This is a genomic window from Streptomyces sp. NPDC058289 (assembly GCF_042880975.1).
Lineage (GTDB): Bacteria > Actinomycetota > Actinomycetes > Streptomycetales > Streptomycetaceae > Streptomyces > Streptomyces stoeckheimensis.
Window position 1 is genome coordinate 40,431 of sequence record NZ_JBHVYI010000004.1, and the last position, 14,839, is coordinate 55,269.

The window sequence follows — 14,839 nt, forward strand, 5'->3', positions numbered from 1 at the left end:
AATCAAGACAGTTGAAGAAGACCGCGCAAGAGATCCCGGGTCTTGTCGGGGTCGGGGCAGTCGCTCTGGAGGCGCAGCATCGCCCGCTCGTACTGACCCACTTCCTCGTCTTTGTCGAGGTAGAGGGCGCTGGTGAGCTGTTCCAGATAGACGACGTCCTGGAGGTCGGATTCGGGGAAGCGCAGCAGGGTGAAGGCGCCGCTCTCGCCGGCGTGGCCGCCGAAGGAGAAGGGCATGACCTGCAGGTGCACGTTCGGCCGCTGCGAGATCTCGATGAGGTGCTCCAGCTGACCGCGCATCACGTCCCGGTCGCCGTACGGGCGGCGCAGCGCGGCCTCGTCGAGGACGGCGTGGAAGACGGGGGCGTTCTCGGAGACCAGCACCTTCTGGCGCTCCAGGCGCAGCGCGACCCGGCGGTCGATCTCGGCGCGGCCGGCGCCGGGCATGCCGCGGCTCACCACGGCCTGGGCGTAGGCCTCGGTCTGCAACAGGCCGTGCACGAACTGCACTTCGTAGATGCGGATGAGGGAGGCGGCGCCTTCCAGGCCCACGTACGTCTGGAACCAGCCCGGCAGGACGTCTCCGTAGCTGTGCCACCAGCCGGCCACGTTGGCCTCGCGGACCAGCCCCAGGAGGGACTCCCGCTCGGCGCCGTCCGTGACTCCGTAGAGCGTGAGGAGGTCCTCGACGTCTCTGGCCTTGAAGCTCACCCTTCCCAACTCCAAGCGGCTGATCTTCGATTCGGATGCGCGGATCGAGTAACCGGCCGCCTCACGGGTGATGCCGCGGGATTCTCGGAGTCGCCTGAGCTGGGAGCCCAGGAGGATGCGGCGCACCACAGAACCACTGGCTTCTGCGGTCACGAGTCCTGCCCCTCCCCATGCGGTGGATGGATACGTACGGATGCGCGTGTACGGCTGCGTCGCAGGGGCCCCCGTGCCCCTCAAGGCCCGCAGTCTGCCACCAAAACGCATCTGCCCGTACTCGTTCTGTAACGGATTTGGCCGCGCTGTAAAAGAAGTCCGTAAGTCTGCGTAGGAAGAAATGAGCAAGAACCGTCACGGGACCGGACAGGTCCGGCGCGTGCACGTGCATCTGCCCTTGCATCCGGCTCCGGCATTCGGAAGCATGGTCCCGCGCACCTGCGTGCCCCGCAGTTCTTTCGAATCCCGGGAGTGCCTCGCATGGGGACGAATGGATCGACCATGCTCGAGCCGTTACGGCAGGGGCTTCCCCCGGTCGACCCCACGGCTGTCTCCGGGTCCGCATCCTGCGCCCTCCCCGCACGCCTCGAAGCGGTGCGCGGTGCCCGCACCTTCACCCGTTCCACCCTCGCCCAGTGGGGCCTCGACGACCGGTTCGACGACGTGGCACTGGTCGTCTCCGAACTCGTCACCAACGCGCTGCGCCACGCCCTCCCGGACGACTCCCGGCCGGCCCCGGGCGAGAGCGAGCCGCCGGTGCGCCTCCACCTGATGCGGTGGAGCACCCGGCTGGTGTGCGCGGTGCGGGATCCCAGCGAGGACCGGCCCGGCGGGTGCTTCGCACCGGAGGCGACGGAGCGCAACAGCGACCTGGAGTCGGGACGCGGGCTCTTCCTCGTCGACTCCTACAGCGACAGCTGGGGCTGGCACCCGCTCGCGGGGCGACTGACCGGCAAGGTGGTCTGGGCGCTGTTCACGCTCCAGGACTGAATCACCGCACAATCACCGCATACGCGACAAGCGGCCGGGATTGATCATGGCGATCAATCCCGGCCGCTGCACGTGCATGGCTGATCTTCGGCTGGTCTTCAGCTGATCAGGTGGTCGAACTCGCCGTCCTTGACACCCAGCAGCAGCGCTTCTATCTCGGCCGGCGTGTACACGAGTGCCGGTCCGTCCGGAAACCGCGAGTTGCGCATGGCAACGTCGCCTCCGGGCAGTTTCGCGAACTCCACACAGGAACCTTGCGAGTTGCTGTGTCTGCTCTTCTGCCAGGTCACCCCGTCAAGCTCTGCAGCTGCCATCCCGTTGTACGCGTGGTCCACAGGAAGCCCCCGATAGTGCAGATGTCAACTGCACCGGATCATAGCTGTGTTCATGAACGCCTGCATGGGCAGATGCACGTGCACGAGCGGAAGGCAAGGCACCACTAAGGGTGACGACCTTCCCCTGACTCGGGGCGGGGCGGGACCCGCAGGGCCTCGGAGACCTCCTCCAGGGAGTCCAGCAACTGGCGCGCCGCCCCGCGCAGCACGCCCGGGTCGGGGGTGCCCCCGTCGGCCAGCGCCGTGCGGACCCCCTCCCAGTCGGGCACCCGCCGCTCCCGTACCGCCTTCGCGCCCGCCTCCGTCGCCTCGCGCAGCGCCCGGGCCAGCTCGGCCGCGCCCGGCACCGGGGGCCGGGACCGGTCCGGGAAGTGCGCCTCCAGCAGCATCGCGTGGCGGCCCATCGAGGCCAGGGCCCGGCCCGCGTCCTCGGCGGCCGCCCGGGAGATCCCGCGGTGGCGCACCGGCTCCCCGGCGGCCCGGTCCACCGCCTCCTGCCAGGCGACCCGGGCGTCGCGCACCGCCAGCAGGGCGCTGCGCACCTCGTCGCGGCGTGCTCCGGCCGGGTCCGCGTACTGCCCGAGCACGGCCGCCGCGTACCGGCCGCCGGCGGCCACCCAGTCGGCCAGCCGGGTCCGCAGTCGCGGGGTCTCCCAGGCCGGGTAGACGGCGTAGGAGATCATCGCGAGGACTCCGCCGACCAGGGTGAGCATGACGCGGTCCGGCACGGTCTGGTCCCAGCGCAGGCCGCCCATGCCGAGCAGGAAGACGACGTAGGCGGAGACGAAGACCATCGAGACGGCGTACCCGGTGCGCATGAAGGTGTACATCAGGCCCGCGCTGATGACGGCCAGCAGCCCGGACACGTACATCCCCGGGTGCGCGAGCTGGACCACGGCCGTCGCGAGGGCGACCCCGACCAGGGTGCCGCCGAAGCGGGCGACGGCGCGGGTGTAGGTCTGCGTGAAATCGGGCCGCATGACCATGACGGAGGCCATCGGGGCCCAGTAGGCGTGGCCGAACGGCAGCGCGTGGCCGATGCCGTAACCGGCGCAGGCGACGGCGGTGACCCGCACGGCGTGCCGCAGGATCGGCGACCCGGGGCGCAGCTCCGCCCGTACGGCTGCCAGCACCATCGGCGCGAGCGCCGGCAGGGTGGGCCGCAGCATCGACTCCCCGGGATCGGCGGTGCGCCCGGAGCCCGGCTCGGCGGTGTCGAGTACGTCGTCCAGCAGGGCGGCGAGCCTGCGCGCGGCGCGCAGCGCGGGGCCCTGGAACAGGTCGGCGGTGTCGGGAGCCTTGAGCACCGCCAGGGCCGGCGCGGGCAGCCGTACCGCTTCCCCGTGCCGGATCGCGGACGCGGCGGCGTCCAGCACCGCCCCGGCCGCGGCGAGCAGTTCCCGGGCCCGGTCCCGCGCCGGGCCCTCGGCCGGGGCCCCGACCGCCGGGTCGGCCAGCAGGGCCAGCACCGGCCGGATCCGCTCCGCGAGCCCCCGCGCGCCGTGCAGTTCGGCGGGACGGCGGCGGGCCTGGCGCGCCGTCACGGTCGCGGCGTCGCGCGCCCTCATCAGCGGCTGCGGGTCGAAGGAGGCGACCGGGTCCTGGCGCAGGCGGCGCGCGTAGTCGGCCTCGGCGGCGAGGGCGTCGGCCAGGGCGTCGCGCTGGGCGCCCCAGCGCCGGATGGGGAAGAGGACGATCAGCAGGGCCTGCACCACCCCGCCGGCGGCGATCATCGCGGCGTGCCCGGCGGCCTGGGGCACGGAGGTGGGCAGGGTGACGGTGACCAGCATGATCGCGACGTTGCCGGAGGCGATGATGCCGGCGGTGGGGCCGGCCGCCCACATCAGGCTCGCGGCGAAGCTCCACACGGCGAGCAGCAGCATGAAGGCCAGGGTGTGCGAGGACCCGACGAGGTAGCCGATGAAGGTGGACACGGCCAGGGTCAGCCCGGCGGCGAGCGCGAGCACGGGCCGGGGCCGCCAGCTCTTCTGGAAGGTGGCGATGGCCGCCATGTAGGCGCCGAAGGCGGAACTGGCGGCGGAACCGGGCCCGAGGAAGGCGAGGCCCGCGCCGATCACGATGGCCAGGCCGACGGCGGCGCGGAGCGCGACGAGGGGTTGCAGCCGGGTCCGCTCGACCCGCAATCCGGATCGGGCGGTGTCCTTCAGCGCCCGGACCCAGCTCATGGCCCCGAGCGTAGCCCCGGCGGGGGCGGAACGCGGGAGCCCGCCGGGTGGGGCGGCCCGCGCGTCGGAGGGCGGTCCCCCACCGGGCTGGATTTGCCGCTGTGCGGCACATTTCAGCCTCGCCGGCGTTTGAGGCGCGGGGTCTGGGGCGGCGCCCCAGGGAACGGGGGAAGGGCGGGTGGGGGACAGCCCCGCAGGGCAGCTCGGGCGTGCGGCCCGGGCCGGGCTACTGCCGCAGGGAGGCGCGGCCGGCGTTCGCCACGTGCGCCCGGTCGGCGGCAGCCGTGCCGTCCTCCCAGCCCGCGAGGTCGGTCGCCCCGCGCAGTCGGGTCGTCGTGGTCCGGGGGAACATCTCCTCGGCCCGCGAGGTGACCGCCACGTCCCGGGCGACCAGGGCCGGCAGGTTGTCGGGGGCCTCGGCCACGGTGTCGGCCACCGTGTGCTCGGCCGTCTCGGCGAGGCGCTGACCCAGCCGGCTCGCGTAGGCCAGGAGGAAGGACTGCCGGAAGGTCTTGGTGCGCTTGCGCCCGCCCGCCCGCTGCCCGGCCTCCGCTCGGGTCATGGCGGCGGTGCCCTGGACGAGCAGGGAGGTGTACAGCAGCTCCACCGCCTCCAGGTCGCTCTCGAAGCCGACGACGGTGGAGAACTCGTAGGCGCTGTTCCACACGGACCGGCACCGGTTCGCGCTCGCCACCGCATCGAGCAGCACCGCCTTGGCCTCCTCGTACGGCGCCTCGACGCCGATCCGGCAGGCGCCGGGTATCTGCGTCGTGCCGGACTTCACCGCGAGCAGGGCCGCGTCCACGGTGTGGCGGGCCATGAGCTCCTGCGCCTTGGCGCTGAGCGCCTCCGCCTCTTCCGGGAAGGTGGTCGCCTCGGCCTTCGCGAGCAGCGCGCGGATCCGCCCGAGCATGCGGGGCTCGATGTGCGCGTGCTCGAGCACGTCGGCCGGGTCCCCCGGCAGCGGCCCGACCGGCTCGATGGACGGCAGCCGGATCAGCAGCCGGAACACCTCCAGGACGGTCCCGGCCAGGCTGAAGCGGTCGGTGCGCTCCCGCTGGACCAGCCGTTCGCCGTACTGGGTGTCGTCCCCCCACCACGACTCGGCGTCGGTCCACCGCTCGGGCAGCCGCGCGTAGCGCCGGGCCTCGGCGGCGATCAGGTCCTCGGTGATCCGCAGGTGCGCCTGCTCCAGGTCCCGGCGTACGAGCCGCAGCACGTCGGCCGGCCGCCACCCGCGCTCCCAGGCCTGGCGCACGTACTCCTCCCCGCGCGCGAGCAGTGCCTGCCCGATCCCGCCCCACCGATCCCCCTCGGCGACGAGCACCGACGCCCCGGCGTCCAGCCCGGCGTCGTCCTGGTTGTACAGCGCGGCCTCGCAGGCCCGGTCGACGATGTCTCTCACACCCTCAGCTTGACATGGCCGCCTTCGTCGCCGTCTCCCGCTTCTCCTCGTCCCACTCGGCCCTGGCTGCGGCGATCTGCGGGCGGTGGGCCAGGGACCAGTCGGCGAGGCCCTTCACCACGTGGGTCAGGCTGTGGCCGAGCGCGGTCAGTTCGTACTCGACCTGCGGCGGCACGGTCGGACACACGGTCCGCCGGACGAGCCCGTCGCGCTCCAGGCGGCGGACCGCGAGGGTCAGCATCCGCTGGGAGACTCCTTCCAGGGCCCGCTGCAGGGCGTTGAAGCGAAGCGGTCCGGCGGCGAGCTGGACGACGACGAGGACCGACCACCTGTCGCCGAGCCGGTCGAGGACGTCGCGGATCCCGCAGTCGTCATCGCAGCCGACGAGGGGCTCGGGGGCCGAGACGGGGGTCGGTCCGGGGTCCGGGCGCAGCAAACCCAGCCGCCCGGCGCTCGAGGACCGGGGCCCGGGGCGGAGCCCCACGGGGTCCGGGCGCAGCGAATCCAGCCGTCCGGCGTTCGAGAACCGGGGCGGGGCTCGAGGCGGGCCGGGCGCAGCCAATACAGCCGTCCGGCGTTTGAGGACCGGGGTCCGGGGCGGAGCCCCAGGGGTCCGGGCGCAGCCCGGTACCCCCCAGCCCGTCCGGCGTTTGAGGACCGGGTCCGGGCCGGCCCGGGGAACGGTGGAAGGGCGGGTAGGGGACTCGGCGCCCGCGCAGCGGCGCACACCTGTGCCAGCGCGGCGCGCACCGGCGCTGTCAGACCCCGGTGGGACACTCGCACTCATGAGCGACCACACCCCTCGGTGGGCCCTCGCCGAGGACGGCGACGGCCGGTGGCACGCCATGCCCCTGGACGGGCCCACGGGCGGAGCCCGTGTCACCACCACCGACCCCGCCGAGGCGATCCGCGCCGCCCCCACCGGCACCCGCTGGGTCTGGCGCTCCACGCAGGCCGTGTACCCCCGACTCCTCGCCGCCGGCGCCCGCGTGGACCGCTGCCACGACATCGAGGACGCCGAGCTGCTCCTGCTCGCCCACGAGGGCCGCCTCGGCGAACCCCGCTCGGCGGCCGCCGCATGGGCCCGCCTGACGAACGCACCCGTACCGCCCGATCCCCCGCAGCGCGCGGCGGAGCCCGGCAGCCAGCACTCGCTGTTCGACCCCCAGCCCGCCCCCGTCCCGCTCGACGCCCTCGTCGCCGTCCACGCCGACCAGGCGAAACGGCTCGACGCCACCGCCCACCCCGACCGGATGCGGCTGCTCGTGGCCTCCGAGTCGGCGGCCTTCCTCGTGGCCGCCGAGATGAACCGCGCGGGCCTGCCCTGGCGGGCCGACGTCCACCGGGCCCTGCTCACCGAGCTGCTCGGCGAGCGGTACGCGGGGCGCGGCCAGCCCCGCCGGCTCGCGGAGCTGGCCGACGAGGTCTCGGCGGCGTTCGGGCGGCGCGTACGGCCCGAGCTGGCCGCCGACGTCATCAAGGCCTTCGCGGAGGCCGGCATCAAGCTCAAGTCCACCCGGCGCTGGGAGATCCAGGACCTGGAACACCCGGCCGTGGAGCCCCTGCTCGCGTTCAAGAAGCTGTACCGGATCTACACCGCCCACGGCTGGTCCTGGCTCGCGGACTGGGTCCACGACGGCCGTTTCCGCCCCGAGTTCATCCCCGGCGGCACCTACACCGGCCGCTGGGTCACCAACGGCGGCGGGGCCCTGCAGATCCCCAAGGTGATCCGCCGGGCCGTCGTCGCCGACCCCGGCTGGCGGCTCGTCGTGGCCGACGCCGACCAGATGGAGCCACGGGTGCTCGCCGCGATCTCCCGCGACCCCGCCTTCATGGAGGTGGCCGGCCGCCCCGAGGACCTGTACACCTCCATCTCCCGCCAGGGCTTCTCCGGCGACCGCGACATGGCGAAGATCGCCGTGCTCGGCGCGGTGTACGGGCAGACCTCCGGGGACGGCCTGAAGAACCTGGCCGCGCTGCGCCGCCGCTTCCCCCGGGCCGTGGCGTACGTGGACGACGCCGCGAAGGCGGGCGAGGAGGGGCGGCTCGTACGGACTTGGCTGGGCCGGACCTGCCCGCCGCCGGCCGATCCGGAGGAGGCCGAGGAGGCCCCCGACGGCTGGGTGCCGAGCTACGCCTCGACCGACGCCCGGGCGCGCGGCCGCTTCACCCGCAACTTCGTCGTGCAGGGCAGCGCCGCGGACTGGGCGCTGCTCCTGCTCGCGGCCCTGCGCCGGTCCCTCGCGGAGGCGGGGATGCGGGCCGAGCTGGTCTTCTTCCAGCACGACGAGGTCATCGTCCACTGCCCCGAGGAAGAGGCGCCGGCCGTGGTCGCGGCGATCCGCGCGGCGGGCGACCTGGCCGGCCGCATCACCTTCGGCGAGACCCCGGTCCGCTTCCCCTTCACCACGGCCGTCGTGGAGTGCTACGCGGACGCGAAGTGACGTAAGAAGTGACGGAGGGGAAGCGGCCGGCCTGCCGGTTCCTTCTACTGCCCGTACTCCGCGGCCCACTTCGGGCTCGTCACGAGCTCCTTCATCCGCTCCACCGTCAGCACCGGATCCTTGCGGGTCACCGCCGATCCCTGGGTCTCGGCGTTGAACGCGGACAGGATCAGCCGGGTCCCGTTAGGCCGCAGCGCCTCGGCGCTCCACCAGACCATGCCGGGCACGCCCTTGTCCCCGTCCCGCTTCCGGGTCAGGACCTTCGTTCCGTCCGGCAGCGTCTCGGCGTCCTTGAACAGGTCTGCCCACGTCCCCGGCGTTTCCGCGCTGTCCACCTGGATGTCGAGGCTGACCAGCGATTTGCCCTTGCCCTCGTCGAGCACCAGGTAGCCCAGGTCGGGCCCTTCCTCGTCCCGGCGCACGACCGGGATCCCGTCCGTCCGCAGCAGCTGCTCCAGGATGTCCACCGCCTTCGCCCCCTGGCGGCCGGCCGGACGCTCCTCCTCCTGACCGGCGGCCGGCAGGTCGTTCAGGGCCGGATGCCACAGCGGGGACGTCACGAGCGCCTGGAGCTGCGCGAGCGTGAGCGGCGGCGTCGGACGGCTGACGGGCGCGCCCTTCTCCTGCTCCGAGTTCTCCTCGTGGGCGTCCACCATGAACCCCTGGGGGGTCACCACGATGGCGCGCCAGGACTTCACGTCGGCCCGGTGGTCGGGGTACACGTAGCCCTTGTAGAGGAAAAGCCGCGAGCCGTCCTCGAGCGTCTCCGAGGTGCAACTGTCGTACTTCGTCGTGGTCTTGGAGGGGCACTTGAGCATGTCCTCGGCCATCTCGCCCTTCGGGTCGATCCGGTAGAGGCCGAAGCCGACCGTGCTCTTGCCCTCGCCGTCATCGAAGACCGCGCTCACCGCCGGGCCCAGCTCGTGGCCCGTTCCGCGCGCCTCGACGGTGCTGAGCGTGCCCTGCGGCAGGAGCTGCTTGAGCACCCCGGTCAGCTGCTCGGCGGAGACGGCGCCGGTTCCGACGCGGTTGGTGCGCTGCTCCTGCCCCTGTCGCACCAGCGGCCCCAGCGCAGGCGGCTCCTGCGAGGACGCCACGTTCGCGCGGCCCCCGCCACCGCCGGCCCCGAGCATCCCGTTCGCGTAGGCCCCGGCGGTGCCGATCAGCGCCAGGGCGAGCGCCGAGCCGCCGGCCATGGCGGCCCGGCGACGGGCCACCATCCGCCGCCCGCGCCGCTCCCCGGCGTCCACGAGGTCGCGGCCCTCGGACGTGAAGCCGTCACCCGTACTCCGGAGGGCCTCGCCGAGCTCATCTTCAAAGGACATGCGGAATCAGACCTTCCGTCCAAAGGGATCATGGGGTGAGAAAAGTGGAACGGTGTGCACACAAGCGGGCGGGGGCTCAGCGCCCTGCGAACTCCGCGAGCGAGCCGCCCAGTTGCTCCCGCAGCCGGGACAACGCACGCGAGCTGCGGGTCCGTACGGCCGCCGAGCTGACGTTCATCGCGTCGGCGGTCTCCTCGACGCTGCGGTCCTCCCAGTACCGCAGCACCAGGACCGCCCGGTCCTTCGGCGCCAGCCGCCCCAGAGCCTCCAGCAGCGTCAGCCGCAGCGCGGGATCGCCGCCGGCCGGCGCGCCCGCATCGGGGAACTCCCCGACCGGACGCTCCCCCGCCGACCGGCGGCGCTGGTGCGTCAGGAAGGCACGCACCAGCACGGTTTGCGCGTAAGCCGCCGGATTGTCGATCCGGGCGACGCGTGCCCAGAGCAGGTACATCCGCCCGAGGGTCTCCTGTACGAGATCCTCCGCGAGGTGGGTGTCACCGCTCGTCAGCAGACAGGCCGACCGGTACAAGTGCGCCGATCTACCCGTCGCGAACTCACGGAACCCATCTCTGCGTCCGTACCCCATCGGCTCCCCCTCGCGCCCGTCTCACCCCAATGACGCGACGGGGACCGGGAATGTTTCAGCCGATCTCAGACTGATGCGGAAACGGTCTCGGAGCCTGTCCCGGAGCCCGCCCCGGAGCCCGTCTCGGAGAGGTCGTGGAAGTACATGTGGAATTCCTCGCGGACGAACCCCTCCGCCTCGTACAGCCCCTGCGCGACGAGGTTGTCGTACGCCGTCTCCAGCTGCACGCCCGAGACCCCGGCCTCCCGCGCCCGGCGCAGCACCTCGCGCAGCAGCGCGCGGCCCGCGCCCGTGCGGCGGCCGGCGGGGGCCACGTACAGGTCGCCCAGCAGCCACGCGGGCTTCATGGCCAGCGAGGAGAACATCGGGTAGACCTGCGTGAAGCCGACCGTCCCCGCACCCGGGACCTCGGCGAGCAGGATGAAGGAGTCGCCGCCCGCCAGCCGCTCCGCCAGGAAGGCGCGCGGGCGTTCCGGGTCCTCGACCTCCACCTCGTAGAACTCCAGGTAGCCGCGGAAGAGCTCGGCGGCGGTGTCCAGATCCGCCTCGCCCGCCTGCCGCAGGACCACCTTGGCCGGGTCCGCCGCCACCTGGGCTCCGCCCGCCGTGTTCCGACCGTTCATATCGCTCTCCCTCGTCCACTCCCGCGCGCCGAATCCATTGTGCGGTGCTCGGGACGAGGGGTCAGTCCTTCCCCGTGACGGGCTGGGCCGGGAGGGTGTAGACGTGCTGCGGGGTCACGATCTTGGTGATCGCCTCGCCGAACAGCGTGCTCGGCTCCTCGCCCTCTGCGGAGATGTCGGTGTTGAGCAGCACGACCAGGGTGGCCTTGGACTGCGCGTCGTAGACGGCCAGGGTCTGGTAGCCCGGGATGGAGCCGTTGTGCCCGATCCACCCCTGGACGTTGAAGATCCCCAGTCCGTACCCGGTGCCCGGCAGGGCAGGTACGACGTCGAGGCGCTCGGCCTGGGTGGCCGGGGTGAGCAGCTCACCGGTGGCCAGCACCTCGGCCCACCGCCGCAGGTCCGGGAGGTCGGAGATCATCGCTCCGGCCGCCCAGCCCCAGGAGGGGTTCCAGTCGGCCGCGTCCTCGGTCTTCCCCGAGGCCGTCTGGTCCGTGTAGCCCTGGGCGTGCGGGGTCGGGAACTCGGCGCCGGTCGGGAAGAGGGTGTTCGTCAGCCCGGCGGGCTCGATGACCTTCTCGGTGATGTAGTCGGCGAGCGTCTGCCCGCTGATCTTCTCCACGACGAGCCCGATCAGGATCAGGTTGGTGTTGCAGTAGTAGAACTTCGCGTTCGGCTCGAACAGCACCGGGTGCTTGAAGGAGTACGCGAGCAGCTCCTGCGGGGTGAAGGGCCGCTGGGGATCACTGGTCAGCGCCTTGAAGAAGTCCTCGTCGGCCGAGTAGTTGAACAGTCCGCTGCGCATGCCGGCCAGCTCGCGCAGCGTGATGCGGTCGCCGTTGGGCACGCCCTCGATGTACTTGCCGATGGGGTCGTCCAGCCCGATCTTGCCCTCGTCGACCAGCTTCAGCATCGCGGTCACGGTGAAGGTCTTGGTCTCGCTGCCGATCCGCATGTTGAGGCCGTCGGTCATGGGCGCACCGGTGGCCTTGTCGGCCACGCCGAAGGCCCGTACGTACGCTCCCTTGCCCGGCGCCGACAGGGCCACTTGGACCCCGGGCACCTTGGCCTCGTCCATCACCTTCCGGATGGCGTCGTCCAACTGCCGCGCCACGGCGGGGGTGAGCTGCGGAAACTCATCGGATACGGCCGCACTGCTCGCCGCCGGTGGTGTCGGCACGTCCACGGCGTACCCGACACCGGCCCCCACGGGCACCATAAGGAGCCCCACTGCGGCCGCCCCCACAGCCGCCCTGCGCAACCGTGTCGTGCTCACCCGTCCAACGTAGCCCCGGGCCGGGGGCCGGGCGACCGGAAGGGGCGGGGGTACCCCAGTACGGTGTACGTCCTCAACTCGCCCGGTAGGCCCGGAGGAAGGCTCCGACGCCGCCCGCGATCAGGTGGTCGGTCTGGGCCTTGGGGAGGGGCAGGACCCCGTAGTGCGAGAGCTGCACGATGGAGTGCGAGGTCAGCGCCATGAAGTGGGCTCCCGCGAGCATCGCGTCGCCGCGTACGTCGATCAGCCCGGCGGCGTCGAGGCCCGCCATCGCGTCCGCGAGCGCGCGGGACACCGGGCCGGGGCCGGCGTTCGCCCAGGCTTCCAGGACCTCCGGGGGCACGTGGTCGGCTTCGGCGTGGATGTGGCGGACCAGCGCGAAGTGGTCGGCGTAGTCGGTCATGAGCCCGATGACCCGGTGGGCGTAGGCGACCAGGTCCCGCTCCAGGTCCTCCGGACGGGGCGGGCGTTCGGGGTTCAGGACGGCTTCGATCTGGGCGATCTGGGCGTCGCGCACCTGCCCCGAGGTCCAGGTGACGACGGTGGCGAAGAGCATCGCCTTGCCGCCCGGGAAGTGGTTGTAGAGCGTGCGGGTCGAGACGCCGGCCGCGGCGGCGAGCGCGTCGACCGAGGCGCGGGCGTAGCCCTCACGGCCGAAGACCCCGCAGGACGCGCTCGCGATGGCGATCTGCTTCTCCAGCTTCTTGGCATTGGTGCCGGTGCCCGCGCCGGTGCTCATTTCGCCTCCACAAGAAGTACAACGCCCGTTGCACTTTTTACAACGGTCGTTGTAGTTTACCGGAGGAGCGGCCGCACCGAGCGGCTGCCCCACCGACGAGGGGACCCTGCCATGCCCGCCACCGCTTCCGCTCCCGCCACCCCGCACGAGGACGCGCCGCTGCGCGTCGCCGTCATCCTCGGCAGCGTCCGCGAGGGCCGTCAGGGCCCCGCCGTCGCCGACTGGTTCCTCGGCGCCGCGGCGGCCGTCGGCGGGCTGGACCTCGACCTCATCGACCTCGCCGACGTCGACCTGCCGCTGACCATGCCCGGCTGGGGCGGTTCGCCGGGCCCGCAGGCGGCCGCCGCCCTCGCGGAGGTCAGCCCCCGGCTGGCCGCGGCCGAGGCCTTCGTCGTCGTCACCCCCGAGTACAACCACAGCTTCCCGGCCGTACTGAAGAACCTCATCGACTGGCACCGCGAGGAGTGGCAGGCCAAGCCGGCCGGCTTCGTCTCCTACGGCGGCCTCGGCGGCGGCCTGCGCGCCGTCGAGCAGCTCCGGCTGGTCTTCGCCGAACTGCACGCCGTGACCGTGCGCGACTCCGTCAGCCTGCACGGGCCGTGGTCCGGGCTCGGCCCGGACGGCGTTCCGCGCGACACCGCCGTGGCCGAGGGCGCGGTCAAGGGCATGCTCGGCCAGCTGACCTGGTGGGGACGCGCACTGCGCGCCGCCCGCGCGAGCCACCCGTACCAGGGCTGAGGGGCGGCACGAGGATGCGTACGACCCGAACCCCCCGAGGCGCGACCCCGCCGGCAACGCCTCCCGCGGACACCGCGGCCGGGCCGGACCCCGCCCCGTCGGCGCGCCGGCTCCACCGCACCGCGGGCGTCGTCATCGTCGGCTCGGTCATGTCGGTGCTCGACATGACGATCGTCAACGTCGCCCTGCACCGCCTCTCCGAGGCCTTCCACGCCCCCCTGGCAACGATCCAGTGGGCCGCCAGCGCGTACACGCTCGCACTCGCCGCCGTCATCCCGGCCTCGGCCTGGGCGATGGGCCGCTTCGGCGCCAAGCGCACCTACCTGGGCGCCCTCACCCTGTTCTCGCTCGGATCGCTGCTCGCCGCGTGCGCCTGGAGCGCCGGGAGCCTGATCGCCTTCCGCGCGGTACAGGGCCTCGGCGGCGGTCTGCTCATGCCCGTCGGCATGGCCATGGTGATGCGCACGGCGGACCCGGCCCGGCTCGGGCGGGTGATGGCCCTGCTCGGGCTGCCGATCATCGTCGGCCCGGTCGCCGGTCCGGTGCTGGGCGGCTGGCTGGTCGACTCGATGTCCTGGCAGTGGATCTTCCTGGTCAACCTGCCCGTGGGGGCGGTCGCCCTGTTCCTCGCAGCGAAACTGCTGCGCTCCGACGCGCCGGGCGATCCGTCCGCCGCGCCCCGGCTGGACGTACCCGGCCTGCTGATGCTGTCCCCGGGCCTCGCCCTGCTCCTCTACGGCCTGGCCCGGGGCGGGGAAGGCGGCACCTTCACCGCCCCCGACGCCCTGCTCCCCACCCTGGCCGGCGCCGCACTCGTGGCCGCCTTCGCTCGAAGGGCCCTGACGGCCCGTGAGCCCCTGCTCGACCTGAAGCTGCTGGGCGACCGCACCTTCCGGGCGGGGATCGCCACGCTCACCCTCTTCACCTGCGGCTACTTCGGATCCATGCTGCTCGGACCGATGTACTGGCAGCAGGGCCGCGGCATGACCGCTACGGCGGCCGGGCTGCTGGGCGCACCGGCCGGACTCACCGTCGGGCTGGTCATGCAGATCGCCTCGCGCCGCGTGGACAAGGTCTCCCCGCGCCGGCTGATCCGGGCCGGGATCGCGGTGGGCGCCCTGGGCATGGCCCTGACCGCGCTCCAGGCCGGGTCCGCGGAGGCGGCGCCCTGGCGGTTCGTCGCCGCTTCGATCGTCATGGGCGTCGGCGCCGGGATGGTCCTGATGCCGACGATGACCACCGCGAGCCGGGACCTCCCGAGGGCCCGGATGACGGCTGCGAGCACCCTCCTCAGCATCAACTCCCAGATCGGCGCCTCGGTGGGCACGGCCCTCCTCTCCGTCACCCTGAGCGGAACGGGCACGACCCCGACGGGCTTCCGCACCACGTACGCGATCGCAGCCCTCCTCCTCGCCCTGGCCCTGATCCCGGCGTCCCGCCTCCCCGGCCGGCACCCCTGACCCGCCCCCTCTCGGCGGCTCCGCGGCC

General features: G+C 72.9%; 14 protein-coding genes. 4 read left to right on the top strand and 10 right to left on the bottom strand.

What is annotated here, in order from left to right:
• Positions 1 to 2 precede the first annotated feature (2 nt).
• On the bottom strand, positions 3 to 863 hold the full coding sequence (locus ACFVX6_RS02875) for a helix-turn-helix domain-containing protein (protein ID WP_388504426.1): 861 nt from the start codon (positions 861 to 863) through the stop codon (positions 3 to 5).
• 342 nt (positions 864 to 1,205) lie between these two features.
• Between ACFVX6_RS02875 and ACFVX6_RS02880 the strand changes: the two genes are divergently transcribed.
• Entirely contained in the window at positions 1,206 to 1,694 is a 489-nt protein-coding gene (locus ACFVX6_RS02880; protein ID WP_389687296.1) for an ATP-binding protein, read from the top strand.
• 98 nt (positions 1,695 to 1,792) lie between these two features.
• On the opposite strand, the gene ACFVX6_RS02885 is transcribed toward ACFVX6_RS02880, so the two are convergent.
• From ACFVX6_RS02885 to ACFVX6_RS02900, 4 genes are all read right to left on the bottom strand, one after another.
• Positions 1,793 to 2,029: a DUF397 domain-containing protein gene (locus tag ACFVX6_RS02885; protein ID WP_112450436.1), complete on the bottom strand. Its 237-nt coding sequence runs from the start codon at positions 2,027 to 2,029 to the stop codon at positions 1,793 to 1,795.
• Between the two features lie 104 nt (positions 2,030 to 2,133).
• Positions 2,134 to 4,215, bottom strand: a complete 2,082-nt coding sequence (locus ACFVX6_RS02890) for an FUSC family protein (RefSeq protein WP_389687299.1) — start codon at positions 4,213 to 4,215, stop codon at positions 2,134 to 2,136.
• A 226-nt stretch (positions 4,216 to 4,441) separates the two neighbouring features.
• Positions 4,442 to 5,620, bottom strand: a complete 1,179-nt coding sequence (locus tag ACFVX6_RS02895) for a DUF2786 domain-containing protein (protein WP_389687301.1) — start codon at positions 5,618 to 5,620, stop codon at positions 4,442 to 4,444.
• Positions 5,621 to 5,624: 4 nt separating this feature from the next.
• Positions 5,625 to 6,056: a winged helix-turn-helix transcriptional regulator gene (locus ACFVX6_RS02900; protein ID WP_389687303.1), complete on the bottom strand. Its 432-nt coding sequence runs from the start codon at positions 6,054 to 6,056 to the stop codon at positions 5,625 to 5,627.
• 349 nt (positions 6,057 to 6,405) lie between these two features.
• Between ACFVX6_RS02900 and ACFVX6_RS02905 the strand changes: the two genes are divergently transcribed.
• On the top strand, positions 6,406 to 8,064 hold the full coding sequence (locus tag ACFVX6_RS02905) for a bifunctional 3'-5' exonuclease/DNA polymerase (protein ID WP_389687305.1): 1,659 nt from the start codon (positions 6,406 to 6,408) through the stop codon (positions 8,062 to 8,064).
• Between the two features lie 44 nt (positions 8,065 to 8,108).
• Here ACFVX6_RS02905 and ACFVX6_RS02910 read toward each other — a convergent pair whose 3' ends face one another.
• From ACFVX6_RS02910 to ACFVX6_RS02930, 5 genes are all read right to left on the bottom strand, one after another.
• Entirely contained in the window at positions 8,109 to 9,389 is a 1,281-nt protein-coding gene (locus ACFVX6_RS02910) for a hypothetical protein (protein ID WP_389687307.1), read from the bottom strand.
• Positions 9,390 to 9,465: 76 nt separating this feature from the next.
• Positions 9,466 to 9,975, bottom strand: a complete 510-nt coding sequence (locus tag ACFVX6_RS02915) for a SigE family RNA polymerase sigma factor (protein ID WP_389687309.1) — start codon at positions 9,973 to 9,975, stop codon at positions 9,466 to 9,468.
• Between the two features lie 65 nt (positions 9,976 to 10,040).
• On the bottom strand, positions 10,041 to 10,598 hold the full coding sequence (locus ACFVX6_RS02920) for a GNAT family N-acetyltransferase (RefSeq protein ID WP_389687311.1): 558 nt from the start codon (positions 10,596 to 10,598) through the stop codon (positions 10,041 to 10,043).
• Between the two features lie 61 nt (positions 10,599 to 10,659).
• Complete coding sequence (locus tag ACFVX6_RS02925; protein WP_389687472.1) at positions 10,660 to 11,817, bottom strand: serine hydrolase domain-containing protein; 1,158 nt, start codon at positions 11,815 to 11,817, stop codon at positions 10,660 to 10,662.
• 130 nt (positions 11,818 to 11,947) lie between these two features.
• A complete protein-coding gene (locus ACFVX6_RS02930) occupies positions 11,948 to 12,613 on the bottom strand; it encodes a TetR/AcrR family transcriptional regulator (RefSeq protein ID WP_389687313.1) in 666 nt (221 codons plus the stop codon).
• A 111-nt stretch (positions 12,614 to 12,724) separates the two neighbouring features.
• On the opposite strand from ACFVX6_RS02930, the gene ACFVX6_RS02935 reads away from it, so the two are divergent.
• Together ACFVX6_RS02935 and ACFVX6_RS02940 are read left to right on the top strand one after the other, a co-directional pair.
• A complete protein-coding gene (locus ACFVX6_RS02935; RefSeq protein WP_389687315.1) occupies positions 12,725 to 13,351 on the top strand; it encodes an NADPH-dependent FMN reductase in 627 nt (208 codons plus the stop codon).
• Between the two features lie 14 nt (positions 13,352 to 13,365).
• Positions 13,366 to 14,811 carry a DHA2 family efflux MFS transporter permease subunit gene (locus ACFVX6_RS02940; RefSeq protein ID WP_389687317.1) on the top strand — a complete coding sequence of 482 codons (1,446 nt, stop codon included), beginning with the start codon at positions 13,366 to 13,368 and terminating at the stop codon, positions 14,809 to 14,811.
• Positions 14,812 to 14,839 lie beyond the last annotated feature (28 nt).